The sequence below is a fragment of the Hydrogenophaga pseudoflava NBRC 102511 genome (genome assembly GCF_001592285.1).
Lineage (GTDB): Bacteria > Pseudomonadota > Gammaproteobacteria > Burkholderiales > Burkholderiaceae_C > Hydrogenophaga > Hydrogenophaga pseudoflava.
Window position 1 is genome coordinate 274,844 of sequence record NZ_BCWQ01000003.1, and the last position, 17,725, is coordinate 292,568.

General features: G+C 70.5%; 17 protein-coding genes. 14 read left to right on the top strand and 3 right to left on the bottom strand.

The window, feature by feature from the left end; translation table 11 throughout:
- Nucleotides 1-11: 11 nt before the first annotated feature.
- From HPS01S_RS06130 to HPS01S_RS06185, 12 genes are read left to right on the top strand one after another with little or no spacing between them, the layout of a single operon-like run.
- The gene (locus HPS01S_RS06130; RefSeq protein WP_066152474.1) at nt 12-1,358 is read left to right on the top strand and encodes a DUF1329 domain-containing protein; all 1,347 of its coding nucleotides are present in this window, start codon (nt 12-14) and stop codon (nt 1,356-1,358) included.
- A gap of 12 nt (nt 1,359-1,370) precedes the next feature.
- Nucleotides 1,371-2,408, top strand: coding sequence for a WD40/YVTN/BNR-like repeat-containing protein (locus HPS01S_RS06135; protein ID WP_066152476.1), 1,038 nt, complete (start codon nt 1,371-1,373; stop codon nt 2,406-2,408).
- Nucleotides 2,405-4,792, top strand: a complete 2,388-nt coding sequence (locus HPS01S_RS06140) for an efflux RND transporter permease subunit (RefSeq protein ID WP_066152479.1) — start codon at nt 2,405-2,407, stop codon at nt 4,790-4,792. Before HPS01S_RS06135 ends, HPS01S_RS06140 begins: the two co-directional genes overlap by 4 nt.
- 4 nt (nt 4,793-4,796) lie before the next feature.
- Nucleotides 4,797-5,963 carry an alpha/beta hydrolase family protein gene (locus HPS01S_RS06145; protein ID WP_066152482.1) on the top strand — a complete coding sequence of 389 codons (1,167 nt, stop codon included), beginning with the start codon at nt 4,797-4,799 and terminating at the stop codon, nt 5,961-5,963.
- A gap of 26 nt (nt 5,964-5,989) precedes the next feature.
- The gene (locus tag HPS01S_RS06150; protein ID WP_066152484.1) at nt 5,990-6,919 is read left to right on the top strand and encodes a VOC family protein; all 930 of its coding nucleotides are present in this window, start codon (nt 5,990-5,992) and stop codon (nt 6,917-6,919) included.
- A 12-nt stretch (nt 6,920-6,931) separates the two neighbouring features.
- Nucleotides 6,932-7,282 carry a Rieske (2Fe-2S) protein gene (locus HPS01S_RS06155; RefSeq protein WP_066152487.1) on the top strand — a complete coding sequence of 117 codons (351 nt, stop codon included), beginning with the start codon at nt 6,932-6,934 and terminating at the stop codon, nt 7,280-7,282.
- Nucleotides 7,279-8,409 (top strand): FAD-dependent oxidoreductase, encoded by a 1,131-nt coding sequence (locus tag HPS01S_RS06160; RefSeq protein WP_066152490.1) that lies wholly within the window; start codon nt 7,279-7,281, stop codon nt 8,407-8,409. Before HPS01S_RS06155 ends, HPS01S_RS06160 begins: the two co-directional genes overlap by 4 nt.
- 13 nt (nt 8,410-8,422) lie before the next feature.
- A complete protein-coding gene (locus tag HPS01S_RS06165; protein ID WP_066152493.1) occupies nt 8,423-9,580 on the top strand; it encodes an MFS transporter in 1,158 nt (385 codons plus the stop codon).
- Nucleotides 9,577-10,368 carry a cyclase family protein gene (locus HPS01S_RS06170; protein WP_066152496.1) on the top strand — a complete coding sequence of 264 codons (792 nt, stop codon included), beginning with the start codon at nt 9,577-9,579 and terminating at the stop codon, nt 10,366-10,368. Before HPS01S_RS06165 ends, HPS01S_RS06170 begins: the two co-directional genes overlap by 4 nt.
- Nucleotides 10,369-10,381: 13 nt before the next feature.
- On the top strand, nt 10,382-10,954 hold the full coding sequence (locus HPS01S_RS06175) for a cupin domain-containing protein (RefSeq protein ID WP_066152499.1): 573 nt from the start codon (nt 10,382-10,384) through the stop codon (nt 10,952-10,954).
- Nucleotides 10,955-10,973: 19 nt separating this feature from the next.
- The gene (locus HPS01S_RS06180; RefSeq protein ID WP_066152504.1) at nt 10,974-11,942 is read left to right on the top strand and encodes a fumarylacetoacetate hydrolase family protein; all 969 of its coding nucleotides are present in this window, start codon (nt 10,974-10,976) and stop codon (nt 11,940-11,942) included.
- Nucleotides 11,943-11,955: 13 nt separating this feature from the next.
- The gene (locus HPS01S_RS06185; protein ID WP_066152508.1) at nt 11,956-12,915 is read left to right on the top strand and encodes an NAD-dependent epimerase/dehydratase family protein; all 960 of its coding nucleotides are present in this window, start codon (nt 11,956-11,958) and stop codon (nt 12,913-12,915) included.
- Nucleotides 12,916-12,924: 9 nt separating this feature from the next.
- On the opposite strand, the gene HPS01S_RS06190 is transcribed toward HPS01S_RS06185, so the two are convergent.
- Nucleotides 12,925-13,431, bottom strand: coding sequence for a low molecular weight protein-tyrosine-phosphatase (locus tag HPS01S_RS06190; RefSeq protein WP_066152606.1), 507 nt, complete (start codon nt 13,429-13,431; stop codon nt 12,925-12,927).
- 142 nt (nt 13,432-13,573) lie between these two features.
- On the opposite strand from HPS01S_RS06190, the gene HPS01S_RS06195 reads away from it, so the two are divergent.
- Complete coding sequence (locus tag HPS01S_RS06195; protein WP_066152511.1) at nt 13,574-14,443, top strand: hypothetical protein; 870 nt, start codon at nt 13,574-13,576, stop codon at nt 14,441-14,443.
- A gap of 88 nt (nt 14,444-14,531) precedes the next feature.
- Here the strand turns inward: HPS01S_RS06195 and gloA2 are convergent, their stop codons facing one another.
- Together gloA2 and HPS01S_RS06205 are read right to left on the bottom strand one after the other, a co-directional pair.
- Nucleotides 14,532-14,915, bottom strand: coding sequence for an SMU1112c/YaeR family gloxylase I-like metalloprotein (gene gloA2 / locus HPS01S_RS06200; RefSeq protein WP_066152514.1), 384 nt, complete (start codon nt 14,913-14,915; stop codon nt 14,532-14,534).
- Between the two features lie 42 nt (nt 14,916-14,957).
- Nucleotides 14,958-15,878 (bottom strand): LysR family transcriptional regulator, encoded by a 921-nt coding sequence (locus HPS01S_RS06205; RefSeq protein WP_066152517.1) that lies wholly within the window; start codon nt 15,876-15,878, stop codon nt 14,958-14,960.
- Nucleotides 15,879-16,006: 128 nt separating this feature from the next.
- On the opposite strand from HPS01S_RS06205, the gene HPS01S_RS06210 reads away from it, so the two are divergent.
- The gene (locus tag HPS01S_RS06210; protein ID WP_066152608.1) at nt 16,007-17,683 is read left to right on the top strand and encodes a GMC family oxidoreductase; all 1,677 of its coding nucleotides are present in this window, start codon (nt 16,007-16,009) and stop codon (nt 17,681-17,683) included.
- Nucleotides 17,684-17,725 lie beyond the last annotated feature (42 nt).

The window sequence follows — 17,725 nt, forward strand, 5'->3', positions numbered from 1 at the left end:
AGGAGACCACCATGAAACAACCGCAACTGTGGACAGCGGCGGCGCTGCTGCTCGCCCTGGGCACGGCCCAGGCCGGCGTGACCGCCCAGGAGGCCGCGCGCCTCAAGACCGACCTGACCCCCCTGGGCGCCGAGCGCGCCGGCAACAAGGACGGCAGCATCCCGGCCTGGACCGGCGGCTACACCACGCCCATTCCGGGCTTCAAGAACGGCGGCCGCCGAGGCGACCCGTTTGCGAACGAGAAGCCGCTCTACAGCATCACGGCCGCCAACATGGCCGAGCACGCGGCCAAGCTGACCGAGGGCACTCAGGCCCTGCTCAAGAAGTACCCGCAGACCTTCCGCGTCGACGTCTACAAGACCCACCGCACCGCGGCGGCGCCGCAATGGGTGTACGACAACACCTTCAAGAACGCCACCAGCGCGAAGATCGAGAACGGGGTCGTCACCGGCGCCTTCGGCGGCATTCCCTTCCCGGTGCCCAAGACCGGCGAAGAGGTCATGGCCAACCACGAGCTGCACTGGCGCGGCGAGGCCTGGCAGGCCGACTTCCGTGGCTACCTGGGCACGGCCAGCGGCCAGCGCGTGCTGTCCGTTGAAGGGCGCGGCGACTTCCAGATGCCGTACTACGCCAACGGCGAGGCCGACAAATTCAATGGGGGGTACTGGTCGATCCGCCTGGTCAACAGCGGCCCGCCCGTGCGCGCCGGCGAGGCCATCACCGGGGTGCTGAACCTCGACCAGGACAAGAGCGCCTCCTGGGTCTACCTGACCGGGCAGCGCCGCGTGCGCAAGCTGCCCAATGCCTGCTGCGACACGCCCACCCCCGCCACCGCGGGTGTGGCCAGCTTCGACGAGGTCGACGTCTTTGGCGGACGCAGCGACCGCTTCGACTGGAAGCTCGTGGGCAAGCAGGAGATGCTGATCCCCTACAACAGCAACCGGCTGCACACCCCGGCCAAGGACAGCGACGTGCTGCTGGCCAACCACCTCAACCCCGACCACGTGCGCTGGGAGCTGCACCGGGTGTACGTGGTCGAGGCCACGCTCAAGGCTGGCCAGCGCCACCAGGCACCCAGGAGCCGCTACTACGTGGACGAGGACACCTGGGTGGCCGTGCTGGGCGACCGCTGGGACGCCAAGGGCCAGCTGTGGAAAACCATCTGGTCGCACCCGGTGGTGATGCCCGACCTGCCGGCCACCACGCCGCAGCAGCAGTGGGGCTTCAACGACCTGATCTCGGGCGCCTGGTACGCCAGCGGCGTGGTCAACGAGCGCAACCAGCACTACAAGATCGTGCCGCGCCGTCCGGACAGCTTCTTCACCCCCGACGCCATGGCCGGCGACGGCGTGCGCTGAGCGGGCAGCACCATGCGTCTGTCACTTCTCCTGGCCGTGGTGTGCGCGGCGACCAGTGCGGGCCCCGCGCTGGCCCGCCCGCCGGTGGGCGATGCACTGCAGCGCCCGGCCCTGGCGGTCAAGGCGCCGCAGCGGGCCGTGCTGCTCGCGGCGGCCCAGGCCGGTGCGCGCCTTGTGGCGGTGGGCGAGCGCGGCATCGTGGCCCTGAGCGACGACCGCGGCGCCAGCTGGCGCCAGGCGCCCAGCCCGGTGAGCGTGACGCTGACCATGGTGCGCTTTGCCGACGAGCGGCACGGCGTGGCCGTGGGCCACGGCGGCACGGTGCTGACCACCGACGACGCGGGGGCCAGCTGGCGCCTGCGTCTGGACGGCCGGCGTCTGGCCGAGATCGCCAAGGCGGCGGCCACCACGCCCGAAGCGCAGCGGGACGCCGAGCGTCTGCTGGCCGACGGACCCGACAAACCGTTCCTGGACGTGCTGCAGTGGGACGCGAAGCGCCTGCTCGCCGTGGGCGCCTACGGGCTGGCCTTCTACAGCGACGACGGCGGCGAGCGCTGGACGCCCTGGATGGACCGCCTGCCCAACCCCAAGGCCCTGCACTGGTACGTGGCGCGGCGCGCGGGCGACACCCTGCTGCTGGCTGGCGAGCAGGGCCTGCTGGCCCGCTCCACCGACGGCGGCCAGACCTTTCAGACCATGAACTCCCCCTACCAAGGCAGCTGGTTCACCGGCGAGCTGCGAGCCGACGGCCAGACCGTGCTGGCGGGCCTGCGCGGCAACGTGTGGCGCTCCACCGATGGTGGCGCCCAGTGGACCCCGCTGGCCTCGCCGGTGCCGGCGACCATCACCGCCATGGCCACCGCGGCCGACGGCGGGCTGCTGCTCGCCAGCCAGGCCGGCGTGGTGCTGCGCCTGCAGGGCGACGCGCTGGTGCCGCTGAAGGCGCCCCCGGTGCCCATGCCCTCGGCCTTGTTGCCGTTGCAGGGCGGGCCGCTGCTCACGCTGGGCGTGGCCGGCGTGGTGCCTGTTGATGCAGGAGCGCTGCAATGAGCACCTCTGCATTCGACCCCCGCTCGGGCTCGCTGATTGAGCGCGCTCTGTTCAACCACCGCGGCATCGTGGTGCTGCTGTGCGCGCTGGTCACGCTGCTGCTGGGCTGGCAGGCCACGCGCCTGCAGCTCAACGCCAGCTTCGAGAAAACCATCCCCACCAGCCACCCCTACATCCAGAACTATCTGACGCACCAGAACGAGCTGAGTGGCCTGGGCAATGCAGTGCGCATCGCGGTGGCCCAGCCCGAAGGCAGCATTTACGACGCGCAGTACCTCGACACCTTGCGCCGCCTCTCCGACGAGGTGTTCCTGCTGCCCGGCGTGGACCGCGCGCGCATGAAATCGCTGTGGACGCCGAGCACGCGCTGGGTCGGCGTGACCGAGGACGGCCTGGAGGGCGGGCCGGTGATCCCCGATGGCTTCGACGGTTCGCCGGCCAAGCTGCAGCAGCTGGCCGCCAATGTGGCGCGCTCGGGCGAGATCGGCCAGAACGTGGCGCGCGACGCGCAGTCGTCGGTGATCTTCGTGCCGCTGCTGGCGAAAGACGCCGAGGGCCGGGCCATCGACTACGCGCGGCTCTCGGGCCAGCTCGACGCGCTGCGCGCGAAATACGAGGCCGAGGGCGTGCGCGTGCACATCACCGGCTTCGCCAAGATCGTGGGCGACCTGATCGACGGCGTGCGGGCGGTGCTGGTGTTCTTCGCCATCGCCGTGGCCATCGCTACCGCCATGGTGTTCTGGTACACGCGCTGCGTGCGCTCCACGCTGCTGGTGGTGGTCGCCTCGCTGATCGCGGTGGTCTGGCAGCTGGGCCTGCTGCCGCTGCTGGGCTACGCGCTGGACCCGTACTCCATCCTCGTGCCCTTCCTGGTGTTCGCCATCGGCATGAGCCACGGCGCGCAGAAGATGAACGGCATCATGCAGGACGTGGGCCGCGGCCTGCCCAAGCTGGTGGCCGCGCGCTTCACCTTCCGCCGCCTGTTCCTGGCCGGGCTCACGGCCCTGCTGGCCGACGCGGTGGGCTTCGCGGTGCTGCTGGTGATCGACATCCAGGTCATCCGCGAACTGGCCATCGCCGCGTCCATTGGCGTGGCGGTGCTGATCTTCACCAACCTGATCCTGCTGCCGATTCTGCTGAGCTACACCGGCGTGAGTGAGCGCGCCGCCGCGCGCAGCCTGCGCGCCGAGCAGGCCGACGCCTCCGGCGCCGCCAAACACCCGATGTGGGCCTTGCTCGACCGCTTCACCCGGCGCCCCTGGGCCACGGTGGCGGTGCTGGCCGGTCTGCTGATGGGGCTGGGCGGTTTCGCCGCCAGCACGCAGCTCAAGATCGGGGACCTCGACCCCGGCGCGCCCGAGCTGCGCGCGGACAGCCGCTACAACCGCGACGTGGCCTTCATGAACGCGGCCTACGGCGCGGGCAGCGACGTGCTGGCCGTGATGGTGAAGACGCCCGAGGGCCAGTGCTCGGCCTACGACACGCTCAACAAGATCGACGCGCTCGAATGGGAGCTGCGCCAGATCGACGGCGTGGAGAACACCAACACGCTCGCGCTGCTCAACCGCCGCGTGCTCTCGGGCCTGAACGAAGGCAACCCGCGCTGGTACGAGTTCCTGCCGAACCAGGACATGCTCAACACCGTGACGGCCAGCGCGCCGCGCGGCCTCTACAACGACGCCTGCGGCCTGCTCACGGTCTACGTCTACCTGCGCGACCACAAGGCCGACACGCTGGCCCGCGTGGTGGACCACGTCGAAGGCTTCGCCCAGGTGAACAACACGGCCGACACGCAGTTTCTGCTGGCCGCCGGTTCGGCCGGCATCGAGGCCGCGACCAACATCGTCGTCAAGGACGCCTGGCGCACCATGCTGCTGATGGTCTACGGCGCCGTGGTGCTGCTGTGCTTCATCACCTTCCGCTCCTGGCGCGCAGTGGTGGTGGCGGTGCTGCCGCTGGTGGTGACCTCGTTCCTGGCCGAGGCGCTGATGGTGGCGCTGGGCATGGGCGTGAAGGTGGCCACGTTGCCGGTGATCGCGCTGGGTGTGGGCATCGGCGTCGACTACGCGCTCTACATCCTGTCCATCACCCTCGCCCAGCTGCGCGAAGGCAAGAGCCTTTCGGACGCCTACTACCGCGCCCTGCTGTTCACCGGCAAGGTGGTGATGCTGACCGGCGTCACGCTGGCCGTGGGCGTGATCACCTGGGTGGCCTCGCCCATCAAGTTCCAGGCCGACATGGGCCTGCTGCTGGCCTTCATGTTCCTCTGGAACATGCTCGGCGCCCTCGTGCTGCTGCCCGCGCTCGCGCACTTCCTGCTGCGGCCCGCGCCTGTGCGCGTCGCCGCGGCCCCATCCCTTTCCAACCCCCTCCCGGCCCACTGATCCCATGTTCAAGTACTTCCCCACCAACTACGTCTGGAACCTTTCCGTCAACCTGGCCATCGAGATGGGCGCGCGCATGGGCGAGATCGAAACCATGTGCGGGCCTTTGCAGGAGGCCGCCAAAGCTCCCGACGCCGCCGGCACCCAGGCTTTCCGCGAGACCTGGGTGAGCATGGCCGACCGGCTCTGCGAACTGGCCGCCGAAGACGAGGCCAAGGGCCGCCTGTTCTCTGCCGGCGAAAAGTACCGCCGCGCGTCCGCCTACCTGATCACGGCCGAGCGTCTGCAGGCGCACGATGCCCCCGGCCGCCTGGCCCTCTACCGGCGCGAGCTGGCGCTGTTCCACAAGGGCGCCAGCCTGATGCGCGACCGCGTCCAGCGCGTCGAGATCCCCTACGAGGGTTCGCACATCTCTGCCCTGTACTTCCCGGCCGAAGGCCTGCGGCCCGGCGAGCGCGCACCGCTGCTGGTGCAGCTCAACGGTCTGGACTCCACCAAGGAGATGAAGTACCTGGTCGGCCTGCCAGCCTGGCTGTCCAAGCGCGGCGTGTCCTCGCTGATGGTCGACCAGCCCGGCACCGGCGAAGCCCTGCGCCTGCAGGGCCTGACCGCGCGCTACGACGCCGAACACTGGGCCAGCCGCGTGGTCGACTGGCTGGAGCAGCACCCGCAGGTGGACCCGAAACGCATTGGCTGCGAGGGCGTCTCGCTGGGCGGCTACTACTGCCCGCGCGTGGTGGCGATGGAGCCGCGCTTTGCCTGCGGCGTGGCCTGGGGCGCCAACCACGACTGGCGCGACGTGCAGAAGCGCCGGCTGGAGAAGGAAGGCGACTTCCCCGTGCCGCACTACTGGGCCCACGTGTGCTGGGTCTGGGGCGCCAAGGACATCGACGACTTCATGCGCATCGCCGAGGACGTGCACCTGGACGGCGTGGTCGAGAAGATCAAGGTGCCGTTCCTGGTGACGCACGGCGAGCGCGACTCGCAGATCCCGCTCAAGTGGGCGCACCGCACCTACGAACAGCTAGTCAACAGCCCCAAGCGCGAACTCAAGATCTTCACCGACCGCGAAGGCGGCGTGCAGCACGCCAGCTTCGACAACAGCATCAACGCCGGCCACTACATCGCCGACTGGGTGGCCCAAACCCTGGGCGGCCGCGCGGCCGCCTGAAACACCACAACAGTAGGGAACCTCACATGAACATCATCGGACTCGACGCCCTGGTCTTTGGCGTGGACGACCTCGCCGCCTGTAGCCAGTACCTCATCGACTACGGCCTGCGCGACGCGGGCGGCGACCGCTTCGAAGCGCTCGACGGCACCGCCGTCGTGCTCCGCGCGAAGGACGACGCCACGCTGCCGCCCGGCCTGGGCACCGCCAGCATGCTGCGGGAAACGGTCTACGGTGTGGCCGACGCCGCCACACTGGACGTGATTGCTGCGGAGCTGTCCAAGGACCGCACGGTGACGCACGAGCATGGCGTGGTGCGATCGCACGACGACATGGGCTTCGCGCTGGCCTTCCAGGTCAGCGTGCGCCGCCCGCTGGACCTGCCGGCCGAGACGGTGAACGCGCCGGGCGCGCCGGTCCAGCGCCCGGCGAACACGGTCGCGGTGGACCAGAACGCGCCGGCCCTGCCGCGCTCGCTCTCGCACGTCGTGTACTTCGTGCCCGACACCGCGAAGGCCGAGGCCTTCTACCGCCGGCTGGGCTTCGTCTGCACCGACCGCTTCACCGGCGTCGGCCCCTTCCTGCGGCCCGCCGGCACGCACGAGCACCACAGCCTCTTCATGATCCAGACGCCGCCCTTCATGAAAGGCTGCGAGCACTTCACCTTCCACATGGGCGGCCCCACCGATCTGATGCTGGCTGGCGCGCGCTTTGTGGAGAAGGGCTACCAGAGTTTCTGGGGCCCGGGGCGCCACAAGTTCGGCAGCAACTGGTTCTGGTACTTCAACTCGCCGCTGGGCTGCCATGTCGAGTACGACGCCGACATGGACCAGCACGACGAGCGCTGGTCGCCCCGCGAGGTGCCCATGGGCGCCGACGCCTCGCAGCTGTTCCTGTTCCAGCACCGGGAGAAGTGGGCACCGTCCGGCCCGCCGCCCGGCGCGCCCGCGCACTGAAGGCTGCCGACCATGAGGCTGTGTCACATCGACCAGTTGCCCGACGGCGCTTCCCGGGGTTTTGACCCGCACCAGGTGGGGCAGGACACGGTGCTCGTGGTGCGCCAGGGCGCGCGGCTTTTCGCCTACCGCGACGCCTGCCCCCACCACGACACGCCCATGGCCTGGCGCAAGGACGCCTACCTCGACGGCACGGGCCGGCACATCGTCTGCGCGGCCCATGGCGCGCAGTTCGACATCGCCACCGGCCTGTGCACGCTCGGGCCGTGTCTGGGCGAATCGCTCACGCCCGTCACTTTGCAGATCCACAACAACGGCGAGGTCCACCTCGCTCCCCAACACCCCCTGGAGACACCCACATGACCCGCTCCGCATCCCGCATCCTCATCATCGGTGGCGGCTTCTCCGGCATGGCCGCCGCCATCCAGCTGCGCAGACAAGGCGCCGAGGTCGATCTGGTCGAGATCGATCCGGGCTGGCGCAGCTACGGCGCCGGCATCAGCCTGGGCGGCGCCACGCTGCGCGCCTTCCGCACCCTGGGCATCCTGGACGCCTTCCTGGAACATGGCAGCGCCGCCGACGGCGTGGACATCTGCCTGCCCCATGGCCCCAAGGTGGCCTCGCTGCCCACGCCGCGCATCGCCGGCCCCGACGTTCCGGGCGGCGGCGCCATCATGCGGCCGGTGCTCGCGCGCATCCTGGCCGAGGCCACCCGCGCCAGCGGCACGAAGGTGCGCCTGGGCTGCACCTTCACGTCCATCGAACAGGACGCGGAGGGCGTGGAGGTGGCGTTCACCGACGGCAGCCGCCGGCGCTACGACCTGGTCATCGGCGCCGACGGCCTGTACTCCAAGGTGCGCGAGGCGGTGTTTCCGCAGGCTCCCAAGCCGCAGTACAGCGGCCAGGCCGTCTGGCGCGCCGTGCTGCCGCGGCCGGCCGAGATCGAGACCTGCGTCATGTGGATGGGGCCGCGCATCAAGCCCGGCGTGAACCCGGTCTCGAAGACCGAGATGTACCTCTTCGTCACCGAGCCGCGCCCTACCAACGAACACGTCGATCCGGCCACGTTCGCGGACCACCTGCGCGGCCTGCTGGCCGACTTTCCGGCGCCCGCGCTGCAGGCCATCCGCGACCAGATCGGCCCGGATTCGCAGATCGTCTACCGCCCGCTCGAAGGCCTGCTGATGCCGCGACCCTGGTTCAGCGGCCGCGTGGTGCTGATCGGCGACACGGTGCACGCGACCACGCCGCACCTGGCCTCGGGCGCCTGCATCGGCATTGAGGACGCGCTGGTGCTGGCCGAGGAGCTGGCGCGCGCGACCGCGGTGGACCAGGCCCTGGCGGCGTTCGAAAACCGGCGCTGGGAGCGCTGCCGCATGGTGGTGCAGAACTCGGCCCGCCTGGGCGAGATCGAGGTCGCCGGCGGCGACAAGGAAGAGCACGGCCGCATCATGCGCGAGTCGCTCATGGCGCTGGCCCAACCCATCTGAGAAGGAGTCCGCCATGAACGCACGTTCCACCAGCACCTTCGGCCATGTGGCCCTCATCGTCGCGCACTGCGCCGGCATGGTCGACCTCGTCGCGCTGCCGGTCTGGGTCGGCACGCTGATCCAGCACTACCAGCTCGACCCCCAGCAGGCCGGTGGCCTGGTCACGCTGTTCCTGATCGGCGCCGTGCTCTCCAGCGTGTTCCTGGCCTCGCGCTTCCAGCGCGTCAAGGGGCGCTGGGTGGCCGCCGGCGGCTACGCCATCGCCGCCACCTGCTTCGGCGTGCTGTCGCAGCCGCTGGACGTCGCCACCATGGCCGTGCTGCACGCCGCCGGTGGCCTGGCGGCCGGTGCGGCGCTGAGCGCCACCCACGGCACCATCGCCCGCAGCGCCAACCCGCACCTGAAGTTCGCCATCGTGGGCGTGGGCCTGGGCGTGTTCGCGGTGCTGTTCCTGGGCACCTCGCCCAAGGCCATCGCCGCGGCCGGCGGCTACATGCTGTTCGCCATCTTCGGCGGGGTGATGCTGCTGGCCGCGCTGGTCTGCGCCATCGGTTTCCCCGACCCCGAGCGCGCCGCGGAAGACCGCCAGGGCGCACCGGCGGCCGCCATCCCGCGCGCGGTGTGGTTCGGCATCCTGGGCATCAGCGCCATGGCCCTGGTGCAGTCCATGACCTTCAGCTTCCTTGAGCGCGTCGGCAACGACCGCGGCTTCAGCCTGAACGCCATCACCGGCGTGCTGGTGGTGCTGGGCTTCGTCAACCTGCTGCCGGCGGCGCTGGCGGCCTTCTTCGAGAAGTGCTGGAGCGCGCGCCGCGTGCTGCTGGCCGGCCCGGTGGTCCAGGCCCTGCTGGCGGCGACCATCATGATGGCGCCCGGCTTCTACGCTTACGCCGCGGCGGCCTCGGTGTTCGCCGCGGTGATGATCTTCACCCACACCTTCGCCTTCGGCCTGATGGCCCGGCTCGAACCCAGTGGCCGCGCCATGGCCGCCACGCCCGCCATGCTGATGGTGGGCGCGGCCATCGGCCCGGTGCTGGGGGGCACCCTGGTCAAGACCGCCGGCTACGGCAGTCTGGGTCTGGCGGCGCTGCTCATCGGCAGCCTGGCCGTCTTGTGCATGTCCCGCCTGCCGGGGCATGCACCTTCTTCTCTGGTCCAGGAGCCGGCATGAAACCGCAGCGCCGCTTCGTCGACCTCTCCATCTACCTGGAAAACGACGTGCTCTCCGACCCGCCGCCGCTGGCGCCCAAGATCACCTACCAGAAGCACCAGGACACGCTGCACGAGTTCATGGCCATGCTGCCGGGCACCCGGTCCGAGGACTACCCCGACGGCGAGGCCGCGGCCGCCGAGTGGGTCACGCTGACCACGCACAACGGCACCCACCTGGACGCGCCCTGGCACTTCCATTCCACGCAGGACGCCAAGAACGGCGGCAGCCGGCCCAGCATCACCATCGACCAGGTGCCGCTGGAATGGTGCTTCCAGCCGGGTGTGAAGCTGGACTTCCGCCACTTCCCCGACGGCTACGTGGCCACCGCGGCCGACGTCGAGGCCGAGCTGAAACGTGTTGGCCACACGCTGGAGCCGCTGGACATCGTGGTGGTCAACACGCGCGCCGGCAGCCGCTACGGCCACAACGACTACGTGGGCGCGGGCTGCGGCATGGGCTACGAGGCCACGATGTACCTGCTCGAACGCGGCGTGCGCCTGACCGGCACCGACGCCTGGAGCTGGGACGCGCCCTTCTCGTACACCGCGAAGCGCGTCGCCGAGACCGGCAACAAGGCCCTGATCTGGGAAGGCCACAAGGCCGGCCGCGACATCGGCTACTGCCACCTCGAAAAGCTGCACAACCTCGAAGCCATCCCGGCCACGGGCTTCACCATCAGCTGCTTCCCGCACAAGATCCGAGGTGCCAGCGCGGGCTGGACGCGCGCCGTCGCCATTTTTGATTGAGGACCGAACCGCCATGAGCTTTCCCCCCATCCACCGCGTCGTCACCGGTCACAGCGCCGATGGCAAGGCCATCGTTGCGAGCAGCGGCCCGCTGCCCACCGTGGTCGAGATCGCCGCCATCCCCGGCACGGTGTTCCACGAGGTCTGGAGCACCGCCGCCACCCCGGCCCCGGTGGACAACGGCGCCGACCCGACGCTCGGCCCGCTGATGCTGCCGCCACCCAAGAACGGCACGCGCATGCGCTTCGTCGACATCCCGCCCGACACGGCCGAGTTCCTGTCGCAGGGCGCCGGCAAGATGAAGGACGCCTTCGCCCAGATCGGCGACGAGAAGGCCTCGACGGTGAAGGCCCACTCGCCGCACCCGCTGATGCACCGCACCGAGAGCGTGGACTACGGCGTCGTCATCGAGGGCGAGATGACCCTGGTGCTCGACGAGGGCGAGGTGCAGCTCAAACCCGGCAGCGTGGTCGTGCAGCGCGGCACCAACCACGCCTGGGCCAACCGCTCGGGCAAGCCCTGCCGCATGCTGTTCGTGCTGATCGACGGCGTCTACGACCCGGCCATTGCCGAGGCACTGGCCTGATGGTGTTGAAGGACCTTCCATGAAATTCGCTTCCCTGCGCGACGGCCGCCTGCTGCTCGTCTCCCGTGACCAGACCCGCGCGGTGCACGCCGCCCCCGTGGCCAGCAGCCTGCTCGACGCCCTGCAGCGCTGGGACGCCGTGGCGCTGCCGCTGACCGACCTGTACGAGTCGCTCAACGCCGGTACCGTCGCTGGCGCGTTTGATTTCGACCCAGGCGCCTGCACGGCGCCCTTGCCCCGCAGCCCGCAGTGGCTTGACGGCTCGGCCTTCCTGAACCACGGCCGCCTGATGGAGGAAGCCTTCAACTCGCCGCCCATCCCGCTGTTCGACAGCGTACCGGTGATGTACCAGGGCGCGAGCGACGACTTCCTCGGCCCGCACGACGACGTGCCGCTGCCCAGCGAGGCCGACGGCATCGACTTCGAGGGCGAGTACGGCGTGGTCACCGGGCCGGTGCCGATGGGCGTGTCGCCCGAGGCCGCGCTGGCCTGCGTGCGCTTGGTGGTGCAGGTCAACGACTGGAGCCTGCGCGCGCTGGGGCCGCACGAGATGAAGACCGGCTTCGGTTTCCTGCAGGCCAAGCCGTCCACCGCCTTCGCGCCGGTGGCGGTCACGCCCGACGAGCTGGGCATCGCCTGGCGCGACGGGCGGGTGCAGATGCGGCTGCAGGTGCAGTGGAACGGCGAGCGCTTCGGCGAGCCGCACGGCGGCGAGATGAACTTCCACTTCGGCCAGCTGGTGGCGCACGCCGCCCGCACGCGCCGGCTGAGCGCGGGCTGCATCGTCGGTTCGGGCACGGTGAGCAATGTGGCGCGCGCCGCGGGCTCGGCCTGCATCGCCGAGCGCCGCGTGATCGAGAAGATCGACCAGGGCGAGATCCGCACCGGGTTCATGAAGTTCGGCGACCGCGTGCGCATGCAGGCGCTGTTCGAGGACGGCCGGCCCGGCCCCTTCGGCGTCATCGACCAGCGCGTGGTGCCGGCGTGACGGAGGCCCGCGCATGCATGTGCTGATCACCGGTGCGGCGGGGTTTCTGGGGCGGGCGCTGGCGCAGCGCCTGGTGCCCGGCAGCCTGCTGGGCGGCCGGACTGTCACCCGGCTCACGCTGCTGGACCTGGCGCTCGACGGCCCGGCGCCCGAAGGCGTGCGGTACGTGGAGGGCGACATGGGCGACGCGGACTGGCTGCGCGGCGCGCTGGAGAAGGAGCCACCCATCGACGCGCTGTTCCAGCTCGCCAGCATCCCCGGCGGCACCGCCGAACAGGACTACCCGCTCTCGCGCCGAGTGAACCTCGACGCCACCCAGACCCTGCTGGAGCAGGGCCGGCAGCAGGTGGCCGCGGGCCATGCCGCGCCGGTGTTCGTGTTCGCCAGTTCCATCGCCGTGTTCGGCCACCTGCCGGCGTTGGTGGACGACGACGCTCCGACCCGTCCGCAGATGACCTACGGCACCCAGAAGCGCATCGGCGAGCTGTGGGTGGAAGACTTCAGCCGGCGCTGCTGGGTCGATGGCCGGGCCGTGCGCATCCCGGGCGTGCTGGCGCGCCCGCCCGCGCGCACCGGCCAGCTCTCGGCCTTCCTGAGCGACCTCATCCGCGAACTGGCGGCGGGCCGCGCCTTCACCTGCCCCACCACGCCCGGCGCCACCACCTGGGCGTCCTCGCTGCCCTGCGTGGTCCGTCAGCTGCTGCACGCGGCCATGTTCGACGTGGCCACCAGCGGGGGCCACCGGGTGCTGACCCTGCCCACCCTGCGCTTTGCCATGGACGATCTGGTGCGGGCGGTCGGGCGCGTGCACGACACGCCCGCCGCCGACCTGGTGCGCTGGGCACCCGACGAGCGCATCGAAGCCCTGTTCGGGCGCTTCCCACCGCTGGTCACGCCCCGCGCCGAGGCCGCGGGTTTCCGGGCCGACGCGGACCTGGAGGCGCTGGTGCGGCAGGCGCTGGCGCCTGGCTGAGCGGCTGGTTCAGTCCGTTCCGAGTCCCAGCTGCCCGCGCACATGCGCCAGCAGCCCCTCGCTGCCGTCCTCCACCAGGTCGAGCACGTGTTCGAAGCCGTCCGGCCCACCCTGGTACGGGTCGGGCACGATGGGGCTGTCGTGCCGCTCGCAGAACTCGGCGAAACGGCGCAGCTTGCGGATGTGCCGGGGCGGGCACAGCCGCTCGGCCGCCACCTGGTTCTCCCAGTCCATCACCAGCACCAGGTCGAAGGCCTCGAAGTCGTCCGCGGTGAGCTGGCGCGCGCGCTGGTTCGAGAGGTCGTAGCCGCGCCGCAGCGCGTGGGCCTGGCTGCGGTGGTCGGGCGGCGCGCCCACGTGGTAGTTGTGCGTGCCGGCCGAGTCGACCTCGACGCGCTCGGTCAGGCCGGCCTCGCGCACCTTGGCCTCGAACACGCCGTGGGCGGTGGGGCTGCGGCAGATGTTGCCCATGCAGACAAAAAGGATGCGGTAGAGGGAAGGGGTCACTGCGTTCATGGCCTGCATTTGAACCGCAAACACGTGACTTTTCCGGGTATTCAACCCCGGGGGGGCGGGACTATGCTGTCCACTGGGGTTGGTTCGCCGCTGCGGCGCGCCGGCCCGGGCTTTCTCTTCTCTTTCTGACACCGGGACCGACATGGCCAGCGATCTGGACACGGTGCGCGTGCTGCGCGCCCTCTTCAACGACCTGCCGCGCGCGCCGCAGGGCCTGTCGCACGAGGCGACGATGGACTGGATCCGCCGCACCATGACCGACTACCCCGGCGGCGACCTGGCCTACACGCTGGAGCACATCACCCGCAACTCGCTGCTGGACATCGTGCTGCGCCTGCGCGAGGACGGCCACCTCAAGGACGACGCCGCCTTCGACCAGGCGGTCGAGCAGCTGTCCACACCCGAAGGCCGCAAGACCTTCATGGACTGGGTCATCAACGCGCAAAAGAGCGTGGACGCCACCGCGCGCCTGCTCAACCGCGCCAAGCGCGCCTGGAGCGAACCCGAGCCGCTGTTCGTGGCCGACCCGGTGGCGGTCAACCGCTTCATCGACGATCGCCCGACCGGGCCGGGCGCGATGTTCACCGAGTTCTCGATGCGCGACGACGCGCGCGAGGTCGGCGTGTTCGACACCGAGCCGGATGCCGTGCACGAATTCGACTGGGGCTTCATCGCCGAGGAGCCCGGCGCCTGGAACATCTACGTGGCCGAGATCTGGCGCAAGGGCACGGTGGGCCACTTCGACCGCATGCTCGGCGCCTGGCGGCTGGAAACCACCCACGCCCTGCCCGAAGGCCAGCTGCACGCACCGCACGTGCCGCCGGGCCTGACGGAGGACATCGGCATCACACGCTTCTGCGCCTTCACCCTGCACGCCAAGACCAACCCGGCCGACCCCGATGTGCGCCGCTGGGTGGGCGAGGTGTTCATCACCCACATGCTGCCGGTGATGGCGGCGCGGGCGCTGGACGAGAACTACGACTTTCCGGCCAGAGTCATGGAGCTGAACTAGGCCCCCACGCTCCGCCGCTGCGCGGGTCGCTGCCCCCCGAGGGGGTGCGAATCCAGCTTGGGGCGACCCGGCGCTGGATTCATGGGCCTCACGCCTCGTACAGCTCCAGCGGCAAGCCGTCCGGGTCGCTGAAAAACGTGAAGCGCCGGCCGGTGTATTCGTCCACCCGCACCGGCTCCACCGCCACGCCCAGCGACTCCAGCCGCGCCTTGCAGGCCGGCACATCGTCCACCACAAACGCCAGATGCCGCAGGCCCTGCGCCTCGGGGTAGGACGGGCGCGGCGGCGCGCCGGGGAAAGAAAACAGCTCCACCTGCGAGCCGTCGGGCAGACCCAGGTCCAGCTTCCAGGAATTGCGCGCCTCGCGGAAGTGCTCCGCAATGACCTTCAAGCCCAGGACTTCGGTGTAGAAGCGCCTGGAGCGTTGGTAGTCGGAGCAGATGATGGCGGCGTGGTGGATGCGGGTGAGCATGGCGAGCGGTACCTGATGAGACGGACATTCTGTCTCAGGATGTCACCCCCACACCGCGTCCAGCGCCCCCAGCGCCGCAGCGATGACAGGTTCGCCCGCCCGCTCGGCCAGGCAGAGGAAGCTCAGATCGCATTCCAGCGCCACCTGGTCGGCCACCACCAGCCCGTGCGCCTGCGCCTCGCGCATGGCGATCGCGTCGCGCACCAGGGACAGGCCGACGCCGCTCTTGACCAGATCCAGCATCGACGCCTCCTGGTCCACCAGCGCCACCCGGCGCGGTTCGATGCCGGTGACCGAGCCGGGGCCGAACACGCGGCGCTGCAGCCGGTGGTGCGCGCTGGCCGGGGGCGTGGCGAGCCAGGGCAGGGCGGCCAGGGCCTTCCAGTCCTTGCCTTTGACCTGCGGCCCCCAGCCGGCGGGCGCGAGCACGCGGTAGGTGAAGCGGGTCAGGGCGCGCAGCCGGTAGGGCGGGCCCAGCGGGTCGGCCGGCAGGTCGAGGAAGAAGCCCACGTCCAGTTCGCCGCGCGCGATGCGCGCCAGCACGTCGCCGCTCATGCCCTGTCCCAGTTCGGTGTGGACCTGCGGTGCGCTTTCCACCAGCTGTTTGAGGAAGGCGCCCAGGCGGGTGAACTCGGGGTCGAGGATGGTGCCGATGCGCAGCGTGCCGCGCACCGTCTGGTGCAGCGCGGCGGCGGCCTGCCCGAAGTCGGACAGGGCCGACAGCGCGCGGTCGGCCAGCGGCAGCAGGGCGGCGCCGTCGCGCGTGAGCGCCATGCCCTGCGGCGTGCGGGTGAAGAGCTGCAGGCCGGTGGCCTCGGCCAGGGTCTTGAGCTGCAGGCTCACCGCCGGCTGGCTCAGGTGCAGGCGCTGCGCAGCGCGCGAGACATTGCCCTCGCGCGCCACGGCGACAAAGGCGCGCAGAGTCTGCGGGTCGGTGGCGGGCAGGCGGTTCGGCGGGTTCATTATTTGGCGAGCTTATACCTGGCCTTGCCACATTTCATTGGAAGTCTGTGGGCGAATCGGGCAAAGTGCCTGGCAATCGTCGGGTTGCATCATGAGCCCGGCCAATGAACAACGAGGAGACCTTGCGCATGAGCGACGCCACCGCCACCTTTGACTATGTGATCGTCGGCGCGGGCACGGCCGGCTGTCTGCTGGCCAACCGGCTCTCGGCCGACCCGTCCAAACGCGTGCTGCTGATCGAGGCCGGGCGCAAGGACGACTACCACTGGATCCACATCCCCGTCGGCTACCTCTATTGCATCGGCAACCCGCGCACCGACTGGCTCTACCAGACCGAGGCCGACCCGGGCCTGAACGGCCGCAAGCTGCGCTACCCGCGCGGCAAGACGCTGGGCGGCTGCTCCAGCATCAACGGGATGATCTACATGCGCGGCCAGGCGCGCGACTACGACCAGTGGGCGCGGCTGACGGGTGACAGCGACTGGCGCTGGGACCGCTGCCTGCCGGACTTCAAGGCGCACGAGGACCACCACCGCCTCGACCGCTACACCGAGGGCCAGGGCGACACCACGTTTGCCGCCCTGCACGGCCACCGCAGCGTGGCCAGCTCGGGCGAGTGGCGCATCGAGAAGCAGCGCCTGCGCTGGGACGTGCTGGACGCGTTCGCGCAGGCGGCGCAGCAGGCCGGCATCCCGGCCACCGACGACTTCAACCGCGGCGACAACGAGGGCGTGGGCTACTTCGAGGTGAACCAGAAGGCCGGCTGGCGCTGGAACGCAAGCAAGGCCTTTCTGCGCCCGGTGCAGCACCGGCCCAACCTCACGGTGTGGACGCAGACCCAGGTCGAGCGCCTGCGGCTGGAGCGGGACGCGGCGGGTGCGCTGCGCTGCACCGGCGCCGACGTGGTGAGCCACGGCCAGCGCGTGCGCGTGGCGGCCGCGCGCGAGGTGGTGCTCAGCGCCGGCAGCATCGGCTCGGTGCAGATCCTGCAGCTCTCGGGCATCGGCCCGGCGGCGGTGCTGCAGGCGGCGGGCGTGGCGCCGGTGCACGAGTTGCCCGGCGTGGGCGAGAACCTGCAGGACCACCTGCAGATTCGCTCGGTGTACAAGGTGCAGGGCGCCAAGACGCTCAACACCCTGGCCAACTCGCTCTGGGGCAAGGCGGCCATCGGCCTGGAGTACGCGCTCAAGCGCAGCGGGCCGATGAGCATGTCGCCCAGCCAGCTCGGCGCCTTCACGAAAAGCGACCCGTCGCAGCCACACGCCAATCTCGAATACCACGTGCAGCCGCTCAGCCTCGACGCCTTCGGCGAACCGCTGCACAGCTTCCCGGCGTTCACCGCCAGCGTCTGCAACCTCAACCCCAGCAGCCGCGGCCATGTGCGCATCAAGAGCCCGCGCTTCGAGGACGCGCCGGCCATCGCGCCCAACTACCTCGCCACGGAGGACGACCGGAAGGTGGCGGCCGACAGCCTGCGCGTGACGCGCCGCATCGTCGGCCAGCCGGCGATGGCGAAGTACCGGCCCGAGGAGTTCAAGCCCGGTGTGCAGTACCAGAGCGACGAGGAGCTGGCCCGCCTGGCCGGCGACATCGCCAGCACCATCTTCCACCCCGTGGGCACGACCAGGATGGGGCGTGAGGACGACCCGTTGGCGGTGGTGGACAGCCACCTGCGCGTGCGCGGCGTGGCCGGCCTGCGCGTGGTCGATGCGGGCGTGATGCCCACCATCACCAGTGGCAACACCAACAGCCCGACGCTGATGATCGCGGAGAAGGCCGCGCGCTGGATCGTCGCCGGGACGTGAGGCGGGGCAGCGACCCGCGCAGCGGCGGAGCGTGGGGGCTAC